Source organism: Paenibacillus sp. J22R98, assembly GCF_059383835.1.
Map to the genome: position 1 here is coordinate 846676 of NZ_JBXENW010000001.1, position 17645 is coordinate 864320.

Annotated in this window: 17 protein-coding genes; 16 read left to right on the forward strand and 1 reads right to left on the reverse strand. The window is 51.0% G+C overall.

The window, feature by feature from the left end; genetic code table 11:
- Nucleotides 1–85: 85 nt before the first annotated feature.
- The 7 genes from AC50Y3_RS03900 to AC50Y3_RS03930 all read left to right on the forward strand — a co-directional run bounded on the left by AC50Y3_RS03900 (nucleotide 86) and on the right by AC50Y3_RS03930 (nucleotide 7047).
- Nucleotides 86–781, forward strand: a complete 696-nt coding sequence (locus AC50Y3_RS03900; RefSeq protein ID WP_494817787.1) for an N-acetylmannosamine-6-phosphate 2-epimerase — start codon at nucleotides 86–88, stop codon at nucleotides 779–781.
- Between the two features lie 53 nt (nucleotides 782–834).
- A complete protein-coding gene (locus tag AC50Y3_RS03905) occupies nucleotides 835–1704 on the forward strand; it encodes a MurR/RpiR family transcriptional regulator (protein ID WP_494817426.1) in 870 nt (289 codons plus the stop codon).
- A 181-nt stretch (nucleotides 1705–1885) separates the two neighbouring features.
- Nucleotides 1886–3277 (forward strand): ABC transporter substrate-binding protein, encoded by a 1392-nt coding sequence (locus tag AC50Y3_RS03910; protein WP_494817427.1) that lies wholly within the window; start codon nucleotides 1886–1888, stop codon nucleotides 3275–3277.
- Between the two features lie 84 nt (nucleotides 3278–3361).
- Nucleotides 3362–4261 carry a carbohydrate ABC transporter permease gene (locus tag AC50Y3_RS03915; protein ID WP_494817428.1) on the forward strand — a complete coding sequence of 300 codons (900 nt, stop codon included), beginning with the start codon at nucleotides 3362–3364 and terminating at the stop codon, nucleotides 4259–4261.
- A 2-nt stretch (nucleotides 4262–4263) separates the two neighbouring features.
- Entirely contained in the window at nucleotides 4264–5106 is an 843-nt protein-coding gene (locus AC50Y3_RS03920) for a carbohydrate ABC transporter permease (RefSeq protein WP_494817429.1), read from the forward strand.
- 44 nt (nucleotides 5107–5150) lie between these two features.
- On the forward strand, nucleotides 5151–6107 hold the full coding sequence (locus tag AC50Y3_RS03925; protein WP_494817430.1) for a DUF4434 domain-containing protein: 957 nt from the start codon (nucleotides 5151–5153) through the stop codon (nucleotides 6105–6107).
- 10 nt (nucleotides 6108–6117) lie between these two features.
- Nucleotides 6118–7047, forward strand: coding sequence for an ROK family protein (locus AC50Y3_RS03930; protein ID WP_494817431.1), 930 nt, complete (start codon nucleotides 6118–6120; stop codon nucleotides 7045–7047).
- 100 nt (nucleotides 7048–7147) lie between these two features.
- Here AC50Y3_RS03930 and AC50Y3_RS03935 read toward each other — a convergent pair whose 3' ends face one another.
- Entirely contained in the window at nucleotides 7148–7294 is a 147-nt protein-coding gene (locus AC50Y3_RS03935; protein ID WP_494817432.1) for a hypothetical protein, read from the reverse strand.
- A 277-nt stretch (nucleotides 7295–7571) separates the two neighbouring features.
- On the opposite strand from AC50Y3_RS03935, the gene AC50Y3_RS03940 reads away from it, so the two are divergent.
- The 9 genes from AC50Y3_RS03940 (at nucleotide 7572) to AC50Y3_RS03980 (ending at nucleotide 17553) form a co-directional block, all read left to right on the forward strand.
- Entirely contained in the window at nucleotides 7572–8627 is a 1056-nt protein-coding gene (locus tag AC50Y3_RS03940; protein WP_494817433.1) for a Gfo/Idh/MocA family protein, read from the forward strand.
- Nucleotides 8628–8671: 44 nt separating this feature from the next.
- Nucleotides 8672–9778 carry a Gfo/Idh/MocA family protein gene (locus AC50Y3_RS03945; RefSeq protein ID WP_494817434.1) on the forward strand — a complete coding sequence of 369 codons (1107 nt, stop codon included), beginning with the start codon at nucleotides 8672–8674 and terminating at the stop codon, nucleotides 9776–9778.
- A gap of 37 nt (nucleotides 9779–9815) precedes the next feature.
- Entirely contained in the window at nucleotides 9816–10619 is an 804-nt protein-coding gene (locus tag AC50Y3_RS03950; protein WP_494817435.1) for a sugar phosphate isomerase/epimerase family protein, read from the forward strand.
- 61 nt (nucleotides 10620–10680) lie between these two features.
- Nucleotides 10681–12117 (forward strand): sulfatase family protein, encoded by a 1437-nt coding sequence (locus AC50Y3_RS03955; RefSeq protein ID WP_494817436.1) that lies wholly within the window; start codon nucleotides 10681–10683, stop codon nucleotides 12115–12117.
- On the forward strand, nucleotides 12110–13108 hold the full coding sequence (locus AC50Y3_RS03960; RefSeq protein ID WP_494817437.1) for a Gfo/Idh/MocA family protein: 999 nt from the start codon (nucleotides 12110–12112) through the stop codon (nucleotides 13106–13108). Before AC50Y3_RS03955 ends, AC50Y3_RS03960 begins: the two co-directional genes overlap by 8 nt.
- 92 nt (nucleotides 13109–13200) lie before the next feature.
- A complete protein-coding gene (gene cysC / locus AC50Y3_RS03965) occupies nucleotides 13201–13767 on the forward strand; it encodes an adenylyl-sulfate kinase (protein WP_494817438.1) in 567 nt (188 codons plus the stop codon).
- Nucleotides 13764–15191 (forward strand): sulfatase family protein, encoded by a 1428-nt coding sequence (locus tag AC50Y3_RS03970; protein ID WP_494817439.1) that lies wholly within the window; start codon nucleotides 13764–13766, stop codon nucleotides 15189–15191. The genes cysC and AC50Y3_RS03970 overlap by 4 nt, the downstream gene beginning before the upstream one ends.
- A 41-nt stretch (nucleotides 15192–15232) precedes the next feature.
- Nucleotides 15233–16114 (forward strand): helix-turn-helix domain-containing protein, encoded by an 882-nt coding sequence (locus tag AC50Y3_RS03975; RefSeq protein ID WP_494817440.1) that lies wholly within the window; start codon nucleotides 15233–15235, stop codon nucleotides 16112–16114.
- A gap of 23 nt (nucleotides 16115–16137) precedes the next feature.
- Nucleotides 16138–17553 carry a sulfatase family protein gene (locus AC50Y3_RS03980; protein WP_494817441.1) on the forward strand — a complete coding sequence of 472 codons (1416 nt, stop codon included), beginning with the start codon at nucleotides 16138–16140 and terminating at the stop codon, nucleotides 17551–17553.
- Nucleotides 17554–17645: the final 92 nt, after the last annotated feature.

Genomic DNA, 17645 nt, shown 5'->3' on the forward strand with positions numbered 1-17645 from the left:
TGGAGTTTAATACCGCACATTTGTATCAACCGTTTCAGCAAACCAATCGATTTACTTGCCGGGAGGTGCTAAACATTTGAGAAATGTGACTTCACATGCGGTGCGATTAGAAGATTTGAAAGGCAAATTGATCGTGTCCTGCCAAGCGTTCCCGGGCGAAGCGCTATATGGCAGTGATATGATGAGCCGAATGGCTCAAGCTGCAGAGTACGGCGGTGCATCCGCGATTAGAGCTAACTCACCTGATGATGTTGCGGCAATAGTCGAAGCCGTCAATTTGCCGATTATTGGATTATGGAAGCAGTCTTATCCGGATTCGGAGGTTTATATCACGCCTACCTACGCCGATGTAGAACAGGTTGCGCAAGCCGGCGCCTCCATCGTTGCCATGGATGCCACACTCCGGGCAAGGCCCGGAGGAGAGAAGCTTGAGGACATTGTAGCGAAAGCCAGATCACAGTTAACCTGTCTGTTAATGGCTGATGTTTCAACGATGGAAGAGGGGCTTCATGCCGAGAAGCTGGGGTTCGATATCATCTCGACAACCTTATCCGGTTATACCTCGTACAGTGAGCAATCCGAAGAACCTGACTTTGCTCTCGTTTCGGAGCTGGCTCAGCGCATCTCAGTACCCGTATTTGCGGAAGGGCGAATACGGACGCATGATCATACGATACGTCTGCTTCAAAGCGGAGCTTATGCCATTGTTATTGGAGGTGCAATAACAAGGCCGGAGCTCATTACCAGAAAATTCGTTGAAGCGATGAATAGTGTGCATTAGTAGAGCGTCTCTTTTCATTTCGATGTCCAATCTTTCACGGGAGGCGTCCATTCGTGTCGAAGTTTACGAAGACTCAGGACAGTTCGAATACGCTGCTTGTCATTTCAAGCATGTATAAATCACTAAGTCGAACCGAGCAGAAAATAGCGGATATTATACAGGAAGATCCCGAGAGTGTCGTGTATGCCACATTGACGGACTTGGCTGAGAAGGCGGATGTGGGCGATACTTCCGTGCTCCGTTTGTGCAGGAAGCTCGGCTTTCGGGGGTATCAGGAATTTAAGCTCTCCTTGGCACAGGATCTCGTAAATCCGGTGAAGAACGTACATAGCGAGATCGAGGAAAGCGACGATGTTGCGACCATTGCGAGCAAAATCACAGCGGAGAATAAAGCCTTTCTGGAGAATACGCTTGCACTGCTCGACATGCGGGAATTGCAGAAAGCGATCGATGCGATTGCGAAAGCGGACAAAATTTATTTTATCGGGGTGGGATCGTCCTCCAATACCGCCGCAGATGCGAAATACCGGTTCATGCGTCTTGGTTTTCATACCGAGCTCATCATAGATTCGCATGTGATGGCTATGACGGCCACGCTGATGACCAGCCGAGATGTAGTTTTCGCCGTTTCCACTTCGGGAAGCACAAAGGATATCGTCGATACGGTACGAATTGCCAAAGGAAACGGCGTATTCTTCGTCTGTCTCACCAGTCATGCCAAATCACCGATCACGCAATTTGCAGATGCCGTGCTGCTATCTTGCTCCAAGGAATCGCCTCTTCAAGGCGGGGCGTTCCGCTCGAAGATTACCCAAATCCATGTCCTGGATATCCTGACGACTGCTGCTGCCATTCAGTGCAGGGAGCGCGCATATCAGGCGATCGAACTGACATCTAAGGCTGTAAGCGATAAATTATATTAATGGACAACAAGATGACTTCCTCGTTCGAACAGACGTTGTAGGCAAAGCTGAGAAGCTGCTGTACGTGTTCAGACTAGGGAGTTTTTTTGCATAAAACCAATTCAACTAGATCAAACGAACAGAGTGCAGCTGATCGGTTATCTTATCCCAAGGATTGACCAAGAAAACGGAGGGGTTGAACATGGTGAAAAAAGCTAGTAAGAAATGGTATGTGTTGTTAATGCTTTCGGCAATGGGAAGTCTCGCACTCACAGGCTGCTCGTCTAACTCGAATTCGAATGCAGAGGGAGCGAATAAGCCGGCGCAAACCACTACGTCTGACGCGAACAACTCGAATGCGAGCGCCACGAACAAGACGGAAGATGACGCGAAGACGGAAACGCCGAAAGAGAAAACCGTGGTGAACTTCTGGTATTTATGGGGTGGCACGGAAGCGGAGAATTTGGAGAAGCTGATCGCCGAATTTAACGGAAGTCAGGATTTGTACACAGTCAAAGGGTTGTCTGTTCCTGACATGCAGAAGATCATCGTGGCGCTCTCCAGCGGCAGCGGTCCTGACCTTACCGACAATTTCAGCTCGAATACGGCTTCGTATGCGGAGAAAGGAATCATTGAGCCGCTTGACGAATATATCGCGAAGGACAATTACGACATGTCGGACTTCGTGCCAGGCGCGCTGAAGAGCGGTCAATATAACGGCAAAACGTATGCGCTCCCGATCAACGTAAACTTCTATATGATGTTCTACAATAAGAAGCTATTCGCAGACGCTGGCATCGCCGCTCCGCCTACTACTGACAAAGAGCTGCTGGAGGATGCCATCAAGTTAACGCAAGTGAATGATGATAAATCGATCAAAGTGATGGGATTCCCGGATTTCCCTCTCGTTTATTACGTGAATCCGATGTCCTTTGCGCTTGGCGGCGACTTTGCATCTGCAGACGGTAAGCTTACTCCTAACAACTCCGGCACGCTTGCTGCCATTAACCTCATGAAATCCTACCGCGAGAAATTCGGCGTAGACAACATCACGAAATTTAACTCCTCGGCCAAATATTTAGACGCAACCGATCCATTCATCTCAGGCAGACAGGCAATTCGATTCGATGGACCTTGGTTTGGCAACACCGTGAAGAACCAACTGAAAATCGAAGGCTTGGATTATGGCGTGGCGCCGCTCCCGGGTCCTGAAGGACAGCCGGGCTTAGCAGGCGGCGGTGAAGTCAGCGCGTCCACCTTCTTTATTGCTAAGAATGCGAAGAACAAGGATGGCGCATGGGCGTTCCTGAGCTGGCTGACATCCAAAGAGTCGATGACGAAATTCAATGCGATGTTCGGCAACCTACCGGCACGCACCTCCGTTTACGACGATCCTTCGCTGCAAGGGCTGCCAGACTTCAAGCTGTTTGCCGATGCAGCCAAGAATGCCAACTTGAAAGCATTCCCGGCCGTTTCCGTGCAGACGGAATACGCGAAGCTGATCTCCGACCAGTTCGAGCTGGCCGTGAACGGCAAGAAATCGCCTGAGGATGCCTTGAAGGAAGCGGACGAGAAAGCAAGCGTGCTTAAATAATGAAGCTTATCGTCTCTTTCGGACTCCTGCTTGATCAGGAGTCCGAAGGAGACGTAGCTGATTCAACCGCTTCGGAGGTGTGCGATGGGGAAGAATACCGTTAAAGGACTGCTGTTTGCCAGTCCGTGGCTGATTGGATTTCTCGGACTGACGCTGTATCCGATCTTGCTTTCCTTCTATTATGGATTCACAGAATTCAATGCCTTTCAACCGCCGAAGTTTGTCGGATTCGGCAATTACAAGGAACTGTTTCATGATGATCTATTCTGGATCAGCGTGCGCAATACGCTGTATCTCACCATTTTCGGTACGCCTGTGAACCTTGCGTTTGCACTGCTCGTGGCGCTGCTACTGAATGTGAAGGTCAGAGGGATGGCAGCGTATCGCACGTTATTTTATATGCCGACCATTGTACCGCTGGCTGCATCGACGCTGCTGTGGATCTGGATTTTGAACGGTCAGTACGGTTTGCTGAATGGGCTGCTAACGAAGCTCGGGTTGTATGCGCCGAGCTGGCTGGGCGATCCGGTATATACGAAACCTTCGTTGTTGATCATCGGGGTCTGGGCTGTCGGCAACGTCATCGTCATTTTCTTAGCCTCTCTTCAGGATGTATCGGCAACCTTGTATGAAGCAGCTGAGATCGACGGCGCAAGCGTACTGAGGCGATTTCTCCACATTACGCTGCCTAGCATTTCCCCGATTATTCTCTTCCAGCTGATTATGCAGCTCATTAATGGATTTCAATATTTCACGCAGGCATATTTGATCATCGGAAGCTCAGGCGGTTTGAACGGCAGCCAAATCGGCGGTCCGGAGAACTCGTTGCTCGTCTACGCGGTCTACCTCTACCACAATGCATTCTATTATCTCAAAATGGGCAAAGCGTCGGCGATGGCGTGGCTAATGTTCGTCATTGTGGGCTTAGTGACTTGGGTTGTTTTCAAAACATCTAAAAAATGGGTCACCTATGGAGGGGATTAACGTTGACGACGAGACCTCTTGCCAAAGCACTGAATCGCAGTATTCTTCCTCATATGGCGCTCATCGTACTCAGCCTGATTTTCGTCGTTCCGTTTCTCTGGCTCGTGGGCACGTCGCTCAAATCACTAAATGAAATCTCCCACTCGACGCTGTCCCTTATCCCCCAGAAGGTACATTGGGATAATTATGTCCGCGTTTTTGAACGCATTCCGTACACTCGCTATATGATGAATACCTTATTTGTCACCATATTTAGTGTAATCGGACAGCTCATTTCATCCTCATTAGTTGCCTATTCGCTGACGAAGGTAGAGTGGGATGGCAGCAAATACATATTTCCGGTCATTGTCGCCACGATGCTGCTGCCGTTCCAGGTGACGATGATTCCGGTCTACATGATTTATCAGAAGCTGGGTCTTGTAGGGAGTTATTGGCCGCTAATCATCCCTACATTCACGGGAGCGCCGTTCTATATCTTTCTGCTGAGGCAGTTTTTCATGACACTGCCGGATTCGCTCATTCAAGCCGCCAGAATCGATGGTGCGACGGAATGGACGATATTTACCCGAATTGTAATCCCGCTATGTAAGCCGGCGCTGGCAGCTATAGCAATCTTCACTTTTCTCTATACGTGGTCGGATTTTCTGGGTCCGCTCCTGTATTTGAACGATAGCGCTAAATATACGCTTACGCTTGGATTGCAGGCATTCATGGCAGAGCATTACGTGGAATGGGATTTACTGATGGCGGCTTCTGCTTTGTTCACGTTGCCCATTATCATCATGTTTTTCTTCGCGCAAAAATATTTCATCGAAGGGATTACATTAACGGGGATTAAAGGTTAATTTGCCTAGGCGGGACAAACCACACACGATCAGGGGAGTGGGAAATGACTATGACGGCTGCGCGGGTATTACCGATCTCGGGAACTTGGTTTGATTTCCATCATCCGAACCCTTATGAAGGCGACCACTGGAATGCGACAACCGATCAATTTCGAGCCGGTGACTGGGAGCTGAAGATTACGGAGATGTTCGATGCCGGGATGGACACATTGATTCTCATGTCTGTAGCCCTTCACGGCAAAACGTTCTACCCGTCTGAGGTGATCAAAGAACGCTGGAATTTAGTTTGTCCCGATCCGCTTGAGGTGGTGCTGAAAGTTGCCGATCGGCTTGGCGTTTCCGTGTTTCTTGGCCTGGGTTTCTTCTCGACGCCGATCTTCCACGGGTTCGGTCAAGGCAGCGATGCAACACGATACCGATTTGAATTTGCTTCCGAGCTCTCTCAGCGATATGGCCATCATGCCTCCTTTAAAGGCTGGTACTTCCCGGTGGAGGCGGCAATAGAGCAGTATTTTCCCGCGCCATATTTGGAATATGTCAATACACTTGCCAATCACTGCCGCAAGCATGGCCCACAGCAAGTGCTGATTGCACCTTTCGGTACGCGTTCTATAGTTGCGGATGAGCACTTCGTTGGTCAGCTGAGAGCTTTGGAAGCGGATTTCATTGCTTATCAGGACGAAGTCGGCGTAGGCAAGACCATAGTTGCAGAGCTGGACGATATTTGGGGGCGGCTTCGCGAGGCGCATAATAAAGCGGGGAAACCGCTCTGGGCGGATGTTGAAATCTTCAAATTTCATGGCAAAGTGCTGCATCCGGCTCCGTTCGAGCGCGTGAAAGGGCAGCTGGAGGTGGCATCCAAGTATGTGGATAAAATACTGTGCTATCAATATTTGGGGATGTTAAATAAACCAAACAGTCCGGTACATGCAGGTCATCCGGATTCACCGAAATTGTATCAGGATTATATGGATTACATCCAATCTGCACGATCGAAGTGAGGTGATGCCTATGAATCAAACTGCCGTTATCGGAATCGATATTGGGGGTACGAACATAAAGTCAGGCATCGTCGACAGCTCGGGCCATGCGCTTCAAGTCCATACATGGCCAACCGAAGCGCAGCTTGGGCGAGACAAATTATTGGATCGTATTACCGGGATTATTGACCAATATGGTGAATTTGCCCGTACTGAGGGGATAGGTCTTTCAGGTGCTGGTATCGGAACTGCGGGTTTCGTAAATAGAGAAGGCGTAATCGGAACCGCTACCGATAATTTGCCGGGTTGGAGCGGCACGCGGTTAAAGGCAATCATGGAGCAGCGTTGCGGTCTTCCCGTTGAAGTGGATAATGATGTCAATGCGCTGGCGATGGGAGAACTTTGGCTTGGTGCCGGGCAGCAATGGACGGACTTCCTTTGTATTTCGCTGGGTACAGGTGTAGGTGGCTGCTTAATCGTTAATCGGATGCCGTATCGCGGGAGAAGCGGCTACGCGGGAGGATATGGACATCACGTGATTCAGTCCGGCGGAGAGCCGTGCAATTGCGGTCAATGCGGTTGTTGGGAGCAATATGCCTCGGTAACGGCGCTCAAACGAATGGCAGCCGAGCATATCGGGACAAGCAAGCTTTCGCCGGAGGCACTCTTTGCCGGCGCACAATCAGGCGGGGAGTCAGAACTCGAGATCGTGGATCGTTATGCCGACTACATAGCAATCGGGCTTGGGAACCTCATTCATACCTTTAATCCCGGTGCCATTGTAATTGGCGGGGCTGTGACCGGACAGGGAGAATTCTTGTTTGATCGAATACGAAACCGAGTCCGTGCGCATACCATGAAGGCTTATGTGGATGAACCCGAACTACCGATTGTACCTGCGCAACTGGGTGATATGGCAGGCATGTTCGGATCCGCATACCTCGCAATGAGGCAGGCTTGAGACTTTTACCTTAGAAGGAGAAAAAGACAGCGGTTTTGCAAGGTTACTTGCAGACCGCTGTCTATTTGTCGTTGCGCTTCACCCTGAAACAGTCTTGTACTTAACCTGTCGACGGGCTGTTTGGTACATGCCCCTTCTGGTTGCGGTTCCGATCCGTTGAACCGGCAACATCATTCTCGGCTTGACGGGACTCCGTCTGCATGGCGTTCATTTTGCCTTGCAGCGTTTTGTTCTTATTTCTGGACAATGCTCATCCTCCTCGACGATATGTAGTTGCCTTGAGGGAGGCGGTCATAGGTTGCCCAATCTGTACGCCACCGATTCTTTTCCGCGATGCGACTTCCATTTATGTCCTGATCGCAATAGTTATTGTCCAGATCGACCATGATTCCATGCTTTAGGTTGATTATGATGAGGGAAGTAATCGTTTTCATGGTCAGTAAACAACATAGCTGAATGCTGCATGTCCGATCTTTGGATCGTACACGCAAACCAATCAGCAGTGAAGGAGAGATATGAACCCAATGATTGGAGTTGGAATCCTCGGATTTGCCCACGGGCATGTCAATGCTTATTGTGACGAATGGAAGACGGCTGATTATGGCGTGAAGGTGCTTGCCGCCTGGGATCATGATGCACAGCGATTGGAGACGGCTTGTACGGCGTATGACCTGCAAGGGTATGCGGATGCGGTCAAATTGCTTGAACGAAGCGACATTCAGGCGGTTGTCATTGCTTCTGAAACCTCAAAGCATGCTGAGCTGGCTGAGCTCGCCGCCGCTCACGGTAAAGCGATTATTCTGCAGAAGCCGATGGCGCTAACGATGGCGGAAGCCGATCGAATCGTCGAAGCAGTGCAGAAGCACCAGGTCCCGTTTACGCTGGCTTGGCAGATGAGAACGGACCCGCAGAACATCCAGATGAAGCAGTGGATCGAGAGCGGAGAGCTGGGTCAAATCTTTATGGTTCGACGCAGACATGGATTACCGGTAGGCTTGCATGCTGATTTTGCAAACAGCTGGCATGTGGACCCGGCTGCGAACCGCGATATTTGGGCAGATGATTCCGCGCATCCGACTGATTTTATCCACTGGCTGCTTGGGGAACCGGAAAGTGTAACGGCTGAGATTGCGTCGATGTTTAACCCGCGTATCCCAATGGATAACGGAATCGCCGTGTATCGTTATGCGGACGGACCGATTGCAGAGGTCAGCTGCTCGTTTACATGCACCTCGGCTCAGAATACGACTGAAATTATCGGAGAGCTTGGCACCATCGTGCAGAATTACGGGGACGCCACAAGCTGCAATGTACCTCGTCCTGACGTTGGCGCAGGGCTCATGAAATATACGACGGCAACTGGCACTTGGACCGCAAGCGACATTGCAACACCTGCGAATCACGGCTTCCGTATCCGTGGACTTGCGAAGCCGCTGGCTGAATTCCTGCGCGGCGAGCGAGCGCCAATTGCAACAGTAGAAGAAGGACGTACATCCCTTCGAATGGTTCTTGCTTCGTACGTTTCAAGCGAAGAAGGCCGCCGAGTACGGCTCAGCGATTCTAAGATCGAGAACGTTTAATAGACAACCCAATACCTATAAACCATTTCAGGAGGACTTCAACCATGGCAGTTAAAATCGGAATCGTAGGAATGAACGGCATCGGAAATTTACACGCGGTATGCCATAAAGAAGATGAGCTCGCAGATCTCGTTGCTGTATGCGACATCGTGAAGGAGCGTGCGGATGCCGCAGCCGAGAAGTATGGCGTGAAAGCTTACTACAGCTTGAAAGAGATGATTGAGAATGAGCCGGATATCGAAGTCATCGACGTAACGACCGGCGGAATCGACAACGGAAGCTGGCATTTCGAGCCTGCGATGGAAGCGATCAGCTACGGGAAGCATGTTCTCGTCGAGAAGCCGCTTTGTCATGATATTCGCGAGGCACGTGAGCTGGTTGCCTATGCAGAGAAGCAGAAGGTTTACCTGGGCTGTAACCTGAACCATTATTTCACGGAGCCGGCTGCGAAAGGCAAGCAATATATCGAGAATGGTGAAATCGGCGAGCTTGTGTATTGCTTGGCTAAGATGGGCTTTAACGGCGGTGAAGCCAACTACGGTCCTGCAGGATCCGGCAAAGTGAAAGGCCATCCCTACTTCCACATGAAGGCGTTTCTGACACATCCACTTAGCGTAATGAGACATTTCTGCGGCGATATCACCCATATTCAGACATTCTCGGATCGTCCGGGCTTCCGCAAAAGCGCAGGCGATGTGATGGCCTCGATCAACAGCATCCATCTGAAGTTTGCCAATGGCGGCGTTGGTTACCTGCTTAGTCAGCGCGGCGATGCCGTTTACGGTCTTGGCGGCTGGTGGAGTTTAGAGATGGCGGGTACAAAAGGAACGTTCTGCATCGAGAACTGCGTCGAGAAAATTTCGTACTGGAAAGCAGCGAAAGGCATTCCGGCAATCAGCGTACAGCCGGAGCCTGAAGTAACGGACTATGGCACCAACGACTTCAATACGACGTTTAATCACAGGCTGCATGCTTTCTTGGAGGATGTATCGAACAAGGTTCCATTCGAGGAGCTTCGCGCTAATGGCCGCGATGCACTTGCCGTATTGGAATATACGTTCGCGGTTATCGAGTCGTTCGAGCGCGGCGGAGAAATGGTCAGACCGCATCCCCTGCCACCGCTACATGGCGATCCGTTGTTCTTGAGATAAAAACCAACATTAACAGAACCTTGAGGAGGATATAACAATGATTCAAATTGGCGTGAACTCGGTATTATTCAAATCGTATGATTTCGCTCAAGCAGCAAAATTGATTGCGCAATGCGGGTATGACGGCGTAGAAATCTCAGCGATTCAAGGCATGTGCGAGCATCTGGACCTTAGCCGCTGGCAGGAGCAGAAGGATGAGCTGCAAGCGATTGTACAAGAGAACGGCTTGAAGTTTCTCTCCATGGAGGTAGCTTCACTGAACGAAGAGCGCTTGCTGCTTGCTTTCGAAGCGGCGCAAGCGATCGGAATTCCGGTTATTAATGTCGGTCCTGGCGGCAAATCCGGTGTAGATGAGGATTTGGCTGCATCGATTGAAACGCTGAGCCGCTTGTCAGAGATTGCCGGCACATTCGGTGTTACGCTTTGTGTGAAAGCGCATGTCGGAAGCTCGATCTACAATACGCCGACTACGCTCGCAGCAATGGAGCAAATCGCATCGTCTTCGTTCGGCATCGATATGGATCCAAGCCATATTCATCGTTCCGGCGAGAACGCGGAAGAAGCGCTTCCTGCCGTTATCAGCCGCGTGAAGCATATCCATATCCGCGACTGCAAAGGCCGCGAGCAAGGTCCGGGTCCAATCGAGCTGCAAGCTTGCGGCCGTGGGGATATTGATCTGTTTGGCTATTGCGAAGCGCTTGTAGCGGGCGCTTATGACGGCCCGGTTGTACTTGAAGTTATCGGCGCTCAGCCCACTCATACCATTGAGCAAGTGACTGCCGTTGCAGCGGAGTCATACGGCTATCTGAATGCTTGCTTCAAGAAATTAAACGCACGCTAGACGTTACGGTTAACAAACTTTCCTTCTCCCACCAAACAATTACGCTTAGGAGGCTACTGCCATGTCTGCAAAAAAACCTAATATTCTCTTCTTCGGCATCGACAGCTTGCGCCGCGACCATATGAGCGGCTATGGCTATTCGCGTCTTACGACGCCATATATCGATAAACTTGCATCACAAGGCGTAACGTTCGAGCAGCATTTTAGCCCGAGCATTCCGACTACACCTGCTTATGCTTCCATGCTTACAGGGATGGATGTGTTCGGAACGGATGTTGTGGCGCTGCGCCATGAAGGCCCGCTTGGCGGACATGTGGACACGTTGGCTGAGGTGCTGGAGGCGAATGGCTACAATACGACCTGTATCGGATTTACGGGCAATCCATCGGCACGCGGGTTTCAAAACTATCTGAATTACGAGTCTTGGCTTCCGGAGGAAGAGAGCGGCCGTGCTCCGAAAGCAGAGAACCTGAACAATGTTGCGATTCCGGAACTGGAGCGTCTCGCTGCGGAAGATAAACCGTTCTTCCTATTCCTGCGTCATATGGATCCGCATTCGCCATATCTGCCTCCGCAGCCGTTCGAGCGGATGTTCTATGGGAAAGACGAGAAGGACCCGTCCAATTCCTCGATGGAGCCGGTTTATGATTTCAAGCCCTTCGGCGATTATTTGAAATCGTGGATCGGAGAAGACGTGACCGACCATGAGTACGTAACCGCACAGTACGATGGTTCCATCGCGTATATGGACATCGCGATTCAAACGTTATTCACGAAACTTGCCGATATGGGCATCGAGGAAGATACGCTCATCGTGATTACGTCCGATCATGGCGAAACGTTGTATGAGCATGATTGTTATTTTGACCATCACGGCCTGTATGACTGTACGCTTGTCGTGCCGCTAATCATCAAATTCCCGGGACGTGTGCCAGCTGGCAAACGAGTTTCGAGCGTCAGCGTCATCTCGGACATTATGCCGACAGTGCTGGATTTGCTCCAAATTGAAACGAATATCCCGTATGACGGACGCAGTCTGAATCCGTTCATCAAAGGTGAAGCCGACAGCAGCATGGAGAAAAGCGAGCTCTACATTACGGAGTGCACCTGGATGCGTAAACACGGCTGGCGGACGCCGGAGTGGAAGCTGATCTGCTCGCTGGAGCCCGATTTCCATTACAAACCGGAGATCGAGCTGTACAATCTGATTCGCGACCCGCAGGAGAATGTGAACGTAGCTGATCAAGAACCGGAAGTTGTCGCTTTCTTGCAGCAGCGGATGAACGAATACATCGCCAAACGCGAGGAAGAAGTAAATCGGACCAATCCGATCTACACGAACACGAACTGGCACGGACAGAACAAGATTTTCACTTCCTCGCAGGAAGCGTATGACTCCCTCTATATCGGGTCGATTAACAATGCACGCAAGCTGCAGCAGAAGGACAAGGAGAAGGAACAAGAAGAAGTTAAAGAGACGGTAGAGAGCAATGATTAAAGTAGCTGTCGTCGGGGTTAACCATATCGGTAAAATCCACTGCCACGCTTACAAGCGGCATCCGGATACAGAGCTGACAGCAGTGTGCGATCTTATGCAAGAACGTGCCGAGGCGGCAGGCAAGCTGCATGGCGTCCCATTCTATACGGATTTGCGAGAACTTCTACAGCAGGAAGACGTGGATGTTGTCGTCGTGGCAACAGCCGGCGTAGAGAAGGGCAGCCATCACTTCGCACCGACAATGATTGCAATCGAGGCTGGCAAGAGCGTATTCGTCGAGAAGCCGATCTCAAACAACATTGAAGAGGCTCGTACGATGGTGGCGGCTGCCAGAGAGAAAGGCGTCCGGCTCGCGTGCAACTTGAATCATCGGTTCACGCCTGCCGCTTATAAAGCCAAGGAGCTTGTCACTTCCGGCAAGCTCGGCTCCTTGCTCTTCCTGAATATGCGGCTAACGATCCGCAATCCGCAGGAGGATACGGAATGGCTGCATATGCGCGCGCTGCATCCGCATTCAATCGACGTGATGCGTTATTTTGCAGGTGACGTCAAACGGGTGCAATCCTTCATGACCAAAGCTCCCGGCCGCCAATCGTGGTCGACCGTATCCATTAATATGGAGTTCGAATCCGGCGCCGTCGGCCATTTGACCGGCAGCTACGATATGTCGATGCGGCACCCGATTGAATATTGCGAAGTGGCAGGGAATGAAGGCAGGATCGTCGTAGATAACGTATATGAAAGTATGACGTATTACCCGCATGAATCCGATGAGCTGACGGTCGTTCGAAATCCGCTGTTTGGCGGGATGAAAGGCTTCGACGATACGTTTGATCAGCGCATCAATTGTTTCATTGAAGAATTGAAAGCAGGCGTTGCGCCTGAACAGATAACGGCATCGGGAGCAGACGCGCTTGCAGCCCAAGAAGTTATTGAAGCGGCCATTAAGTCGCATCAACTCGGCGGGGCTCCGGTGACAGTCCAACTATAGTTAGAGAAGAAACCTACCACACACCACACAAGGTGTCGTACCTTTCTTCTTGTTACCTAGGGATGCTGCAGGAGATACGGAGGGAAACAACCATGAATAACGGTTACGGCTCGGTACTATGGTTTACCGGACTATCCGGAGCAGGCAAAACAACGACAGCCAAAGCCGTAGAGAAAAAGCTGCTGGAGCGCGGAAGACGGGTAGAGCTGCTTGACGGCGATGAGCTGCGAGCCACGATTTGCAAAGGGCTGGGCTTTAGTATGGAGGACCGTTTCGAGAACATTCGACGAATCTCCTACGTTGCCAATTTGCTCTCCCGTAACGGGGTTGATGTGCTGGTCTCAGCCATCAGCCCTTATAAAGCGATGCGTGATTACGCGAAAGAGCAAATGCCATCGTTTGTGGAAATCTACGTGAAATGCCCGCTCCATGTGTGCGAGATGCGAGATGTGAAAGGGTTGTACGCTAAAGCGAGATCGGGGGAGATTACCCGTTTCACCGGCGTATCCGATCCCTACGAGGAACCGGAGAATCCCGCTATTACGCTGTGCACCTCCACGTCGACGCCGGAGCAGAATGTAGATCTGGTTCTGGCTTGGATCGATCAGAACGCGAGGACGACATACAAAGACAACCAGAAAGGACTCAGTGGGCTATGAAAATCATTCTAATATCGCTGGATACGCTTCGGGCATCTCGGTTAAGCAGTTATGGCTACACGAAGCGAACAAGTCCCCATTTGGATCAGATCGCGCGCGATGGCGTACTCTTCGAGCAGGCTTATGCAGCCGATATTCCGACGGAGGTAGCCCATACCGGCGTCTTTACCGGCAAAATCGGTCTCACTACCGGCGCCGTCTCACACGGCTCCGATTTGACGAACCTCCCTAAATCGGTGGAATGGCTCCCGAATTTGCTGCGCTCGGCCGGGTTTACCACGGCCGCCGTCGATAATATGTATCAGCTGAAGGAATGGTTTGCCCGCGGCTACAACTACTATATTAACAGCGTTGGCGGCAGCCGCTGGATTGATGGCAGCACAGTTAACAAGTTGGCTCTGCCATGGATCGATCAGCATAAGGATGAATCGTTTTTTCTGTTTCTTCATTACTGGGATGCGCATACGCCGTATTTGCCTCCTGATTCTTACATCCCGGAGTTTTATGATTCGGCGAAGGACCCGTTCGATCCGCGAAACAAAAGCATGGAGCCCGCCTATAATCATTCGGCCTATCCGTTCTTTAAGCACCATCATTACGATCTTGTCGGTCAGGTGACGGACAGCGATTATTATGATGCGCTCTATGACGCGGAAATCCGCTATTTGGATGACCGGTTGAAGGAACTCGACGATCACTTGGCGAAGCTAGGTATTCAAGAAGAGACGCTGCTCGTGCTATTCGGCGATCATGGCGAGAGCTTGACCGAGCATGATATTTATTGGGATCATTGCGGCTTATATGAGCCAACCGTCCATGTGCCTGTTATTATGAGGTGGCCAGGTCGATTGCCGGAAGGAAGACGCGCATCAGGACTCGTGCAGCAGGTTGATCTGCTTCCGACATTGCTCGAAGCCATTCGCAAGGAAGCACCGGCTGGCATCGATTTATCGAGGCTGAAAGATCCGGCGGGCCTTGATGGCAAGAGTTTATGGCAAACGATCCAGGGGCAGTCCGAAGGGACACATGAAACGGTTTACTTGAGCGAATGTGCGTGGCAGGCAGCAAGAGGAATTCGGACGGATCGTTACAAGTTTATCCGAACCTATGATGCCGGACCTTTCACGAGGCCGCCGCGTGAATTATATGATTTATCTGTGGATCCCGAGGAGAAGGTGAATCTGGCAGATACGGAGCCGGCGCTGGCCGAAGCGTTCGAGCATGAGCTGGAAGAATGGGTGCAGCAGAAGCTTCACGGAAGACAAGACCCGATGGCCGTGCAGCTGGAGGAGAGAGGTTTGCCATTCCGCAGACGGATTGAACAGATATTGGCGGGAGCGGGAATGACTTGGGACGAATGGAAGAACAATCCGGACCGGACTAAGTTTGATGAAGCAGCCAGTAAGCATTCACACAGTAAATAGCCAGATGAGCAAGTCAGACTCGTTGGTGAAGGAGGGCGTGTATGAAGGATATCCTTAGCAGTACCGGGTTTATGAAAGTAGAATTTCCCTTCTGGATTACACGCACGGTTCAAGGCTCCATTCGTGAGCATGGGCATGAATTCGTCGAGCTTGTATATGTCGTCAGGGGCAAAGGGATGCATGTCTTTGAAGGCACACATTACGCCGTGCATGCCGGTGATGTGTTTATTATCAATCCCGGTGAAACCCATGCCTACGAAGTAGAAAAGGGCGAGCAGATGGAGATTATCAACTGCTTGTTTATGCCTTCCTTCATCCCGGATGCGCTGCTGGCCGAGCTGGAAATTACCGGTTCAATGGACTACTTCTACGTTCATCCCTTCCTGAAGGAAGATGTCCGGTTTAATCACCGCCTTAATTTGCATGGTCAGGATGCCGCCCATGTACTGATGCTGCTCGAAAATATGCTGCAGGAAATGAACGGACGCTCGATTGGCCACACTACCCTCATTCGGCTGCAGCTAATTGAGCTGCTCGTCTTGCTCTCGCGTTATTACACGTTGATGCAGCAGCAGCGCGCACATCCTTCACCTCGCCAGATGGAACGAGAAATGACGGCGAAGCGCATTTATGGTTATCTCGAACGCAACTACGAGAAGAAGATTACGCTGCAATCGTTATCCTATCTGTTTAGCTCCAGCATTCGGCAGCTCAATCGTCTGATGCAGGAGGAATACAATCGGAGCGTATTTGAAGCGCTTCATGAGGTGCGGATTGAACGTGCCAAACATCTGCTGATGGAATCCGACGAGAAGGTTATCGTCATCGCGACGATGGTCGGTTATGAAGATCAATCCTTCTTCAATCGGTTGTTCCTAAGGCATGTAGGCTGTTCTCCGAGCCAATATCGTGTAAGCGGCTAACCCGAGAGGAGACAACAACCGTCATGGTACAGCGCCCTCCTAATATATTGTTAATTACAGCCGACCAATTGCGTTATGATTGCGTCGGCTACAGCCGCGTCTATCCCGTCCAGACGCCAAACCTGGATCGGCTTGCGGCGCAAAGCACGGCGTTCCACCATGCGTACTCGCATATTCCGGTATGCAGCCCTGCCAGGCAGTCGATGCTTCATGGCAGAAGAGCCGAAACAATCGGCGCGCTGTGGAACTATAATGCGTTTCTGCCGGTGGGCAGCTTGCAACCGGAGCAGTATTCTTGGAGCGCGGCACTTGCGCGGCAAGGATATCGCTCCGCCTTCCTCGGCAAATGGGGTGTCAATCCAAGCGAGGATCCCACTGCGTTCGGCTATGACTCCTATGTGAGTGAAACAGAGTATCGAGAATTTCGGAAGAATCGTTACCCGGAGCTGGCGTATACGAATGGCTATTTCGGTGAGACCAACCCGATTCCGCTTGAGGATTCGGAGACGCATTGGTTCGCGGATCGAGCAATCGAAGCGATCGATCATTTGAACACCGGGCCGGAACCTTGGCATGTGGCTGTTCACTTTGCCGAGCCGCATCTCCCATGCCGCCCAGCCGGAAGGTATACTGATATGTATGATCCGAATCAGATTCCGGAGTGGCAAGGATTTCGAGAATCGTTCCAGGGCAAACCTTATATTCAGCAGCAGCAGCTTGTAAGCTGGGGAGTAGAAAGTTATACGTGGGCTGACTGGGCACCGGTAGTTGCCCGCTATTACGGCATCATTAGCCAACTTGATGAAGCGATTGGCCGGATTCTTGAGTCGGTTGAGCAAATGGGAGCCGCGGAGAATACGGTCATTATATTTACGGCAGATCATGGCGATATGTGCGGCTCTCATCGGATGATGGATAAACATTATATTCTCTATGATGATGTGGTGCGTGTACCGCTTATGATTTCATGGCCGGGCCACTTGCAATCTGGGGCAACCAACGATGCATTCGTCTACAACTTACTTGATATGGGCCCTACCTTGTTGGAGCTTGCCGGAGTTATCGATGAGCCGCCTGTGAGGTTTCATGGTCAATCGATCGTACCTCTGTTGAATGGCAGCTTAGCGCAGCAGGGGGCGAACTGGCGGGATGAGATTGTAGCGTCCTATAACGGTCAGCAATTCGGCCTATATACGCAGCGTATGATCCGGACGAAAACCTGGAAATACATTTGGAATTTAACGGATACGGATGAGCTCTATGATCTACAGTCCGATCCGGCCGAGTTAGTCAATGTGATCGGGGATGCGGCAAACGCAGAAGTGGTGGCAGACCTGAGGAAACGTTTGTTTGACCGACTTTCTGAAGATGAGGACCCGGTCGTCTCCAATGAATGGACACGCAGACAGCTTCTAAATGGAGCAAAATTGCATAAATAAGAGAGACATGGATCGGAGTGCGAACCAGACTGGCAACAGTTTGGGCACTCCTTTTTTATGGATCCGTTTTTGGGTATAGCTTTTCCAAAGCG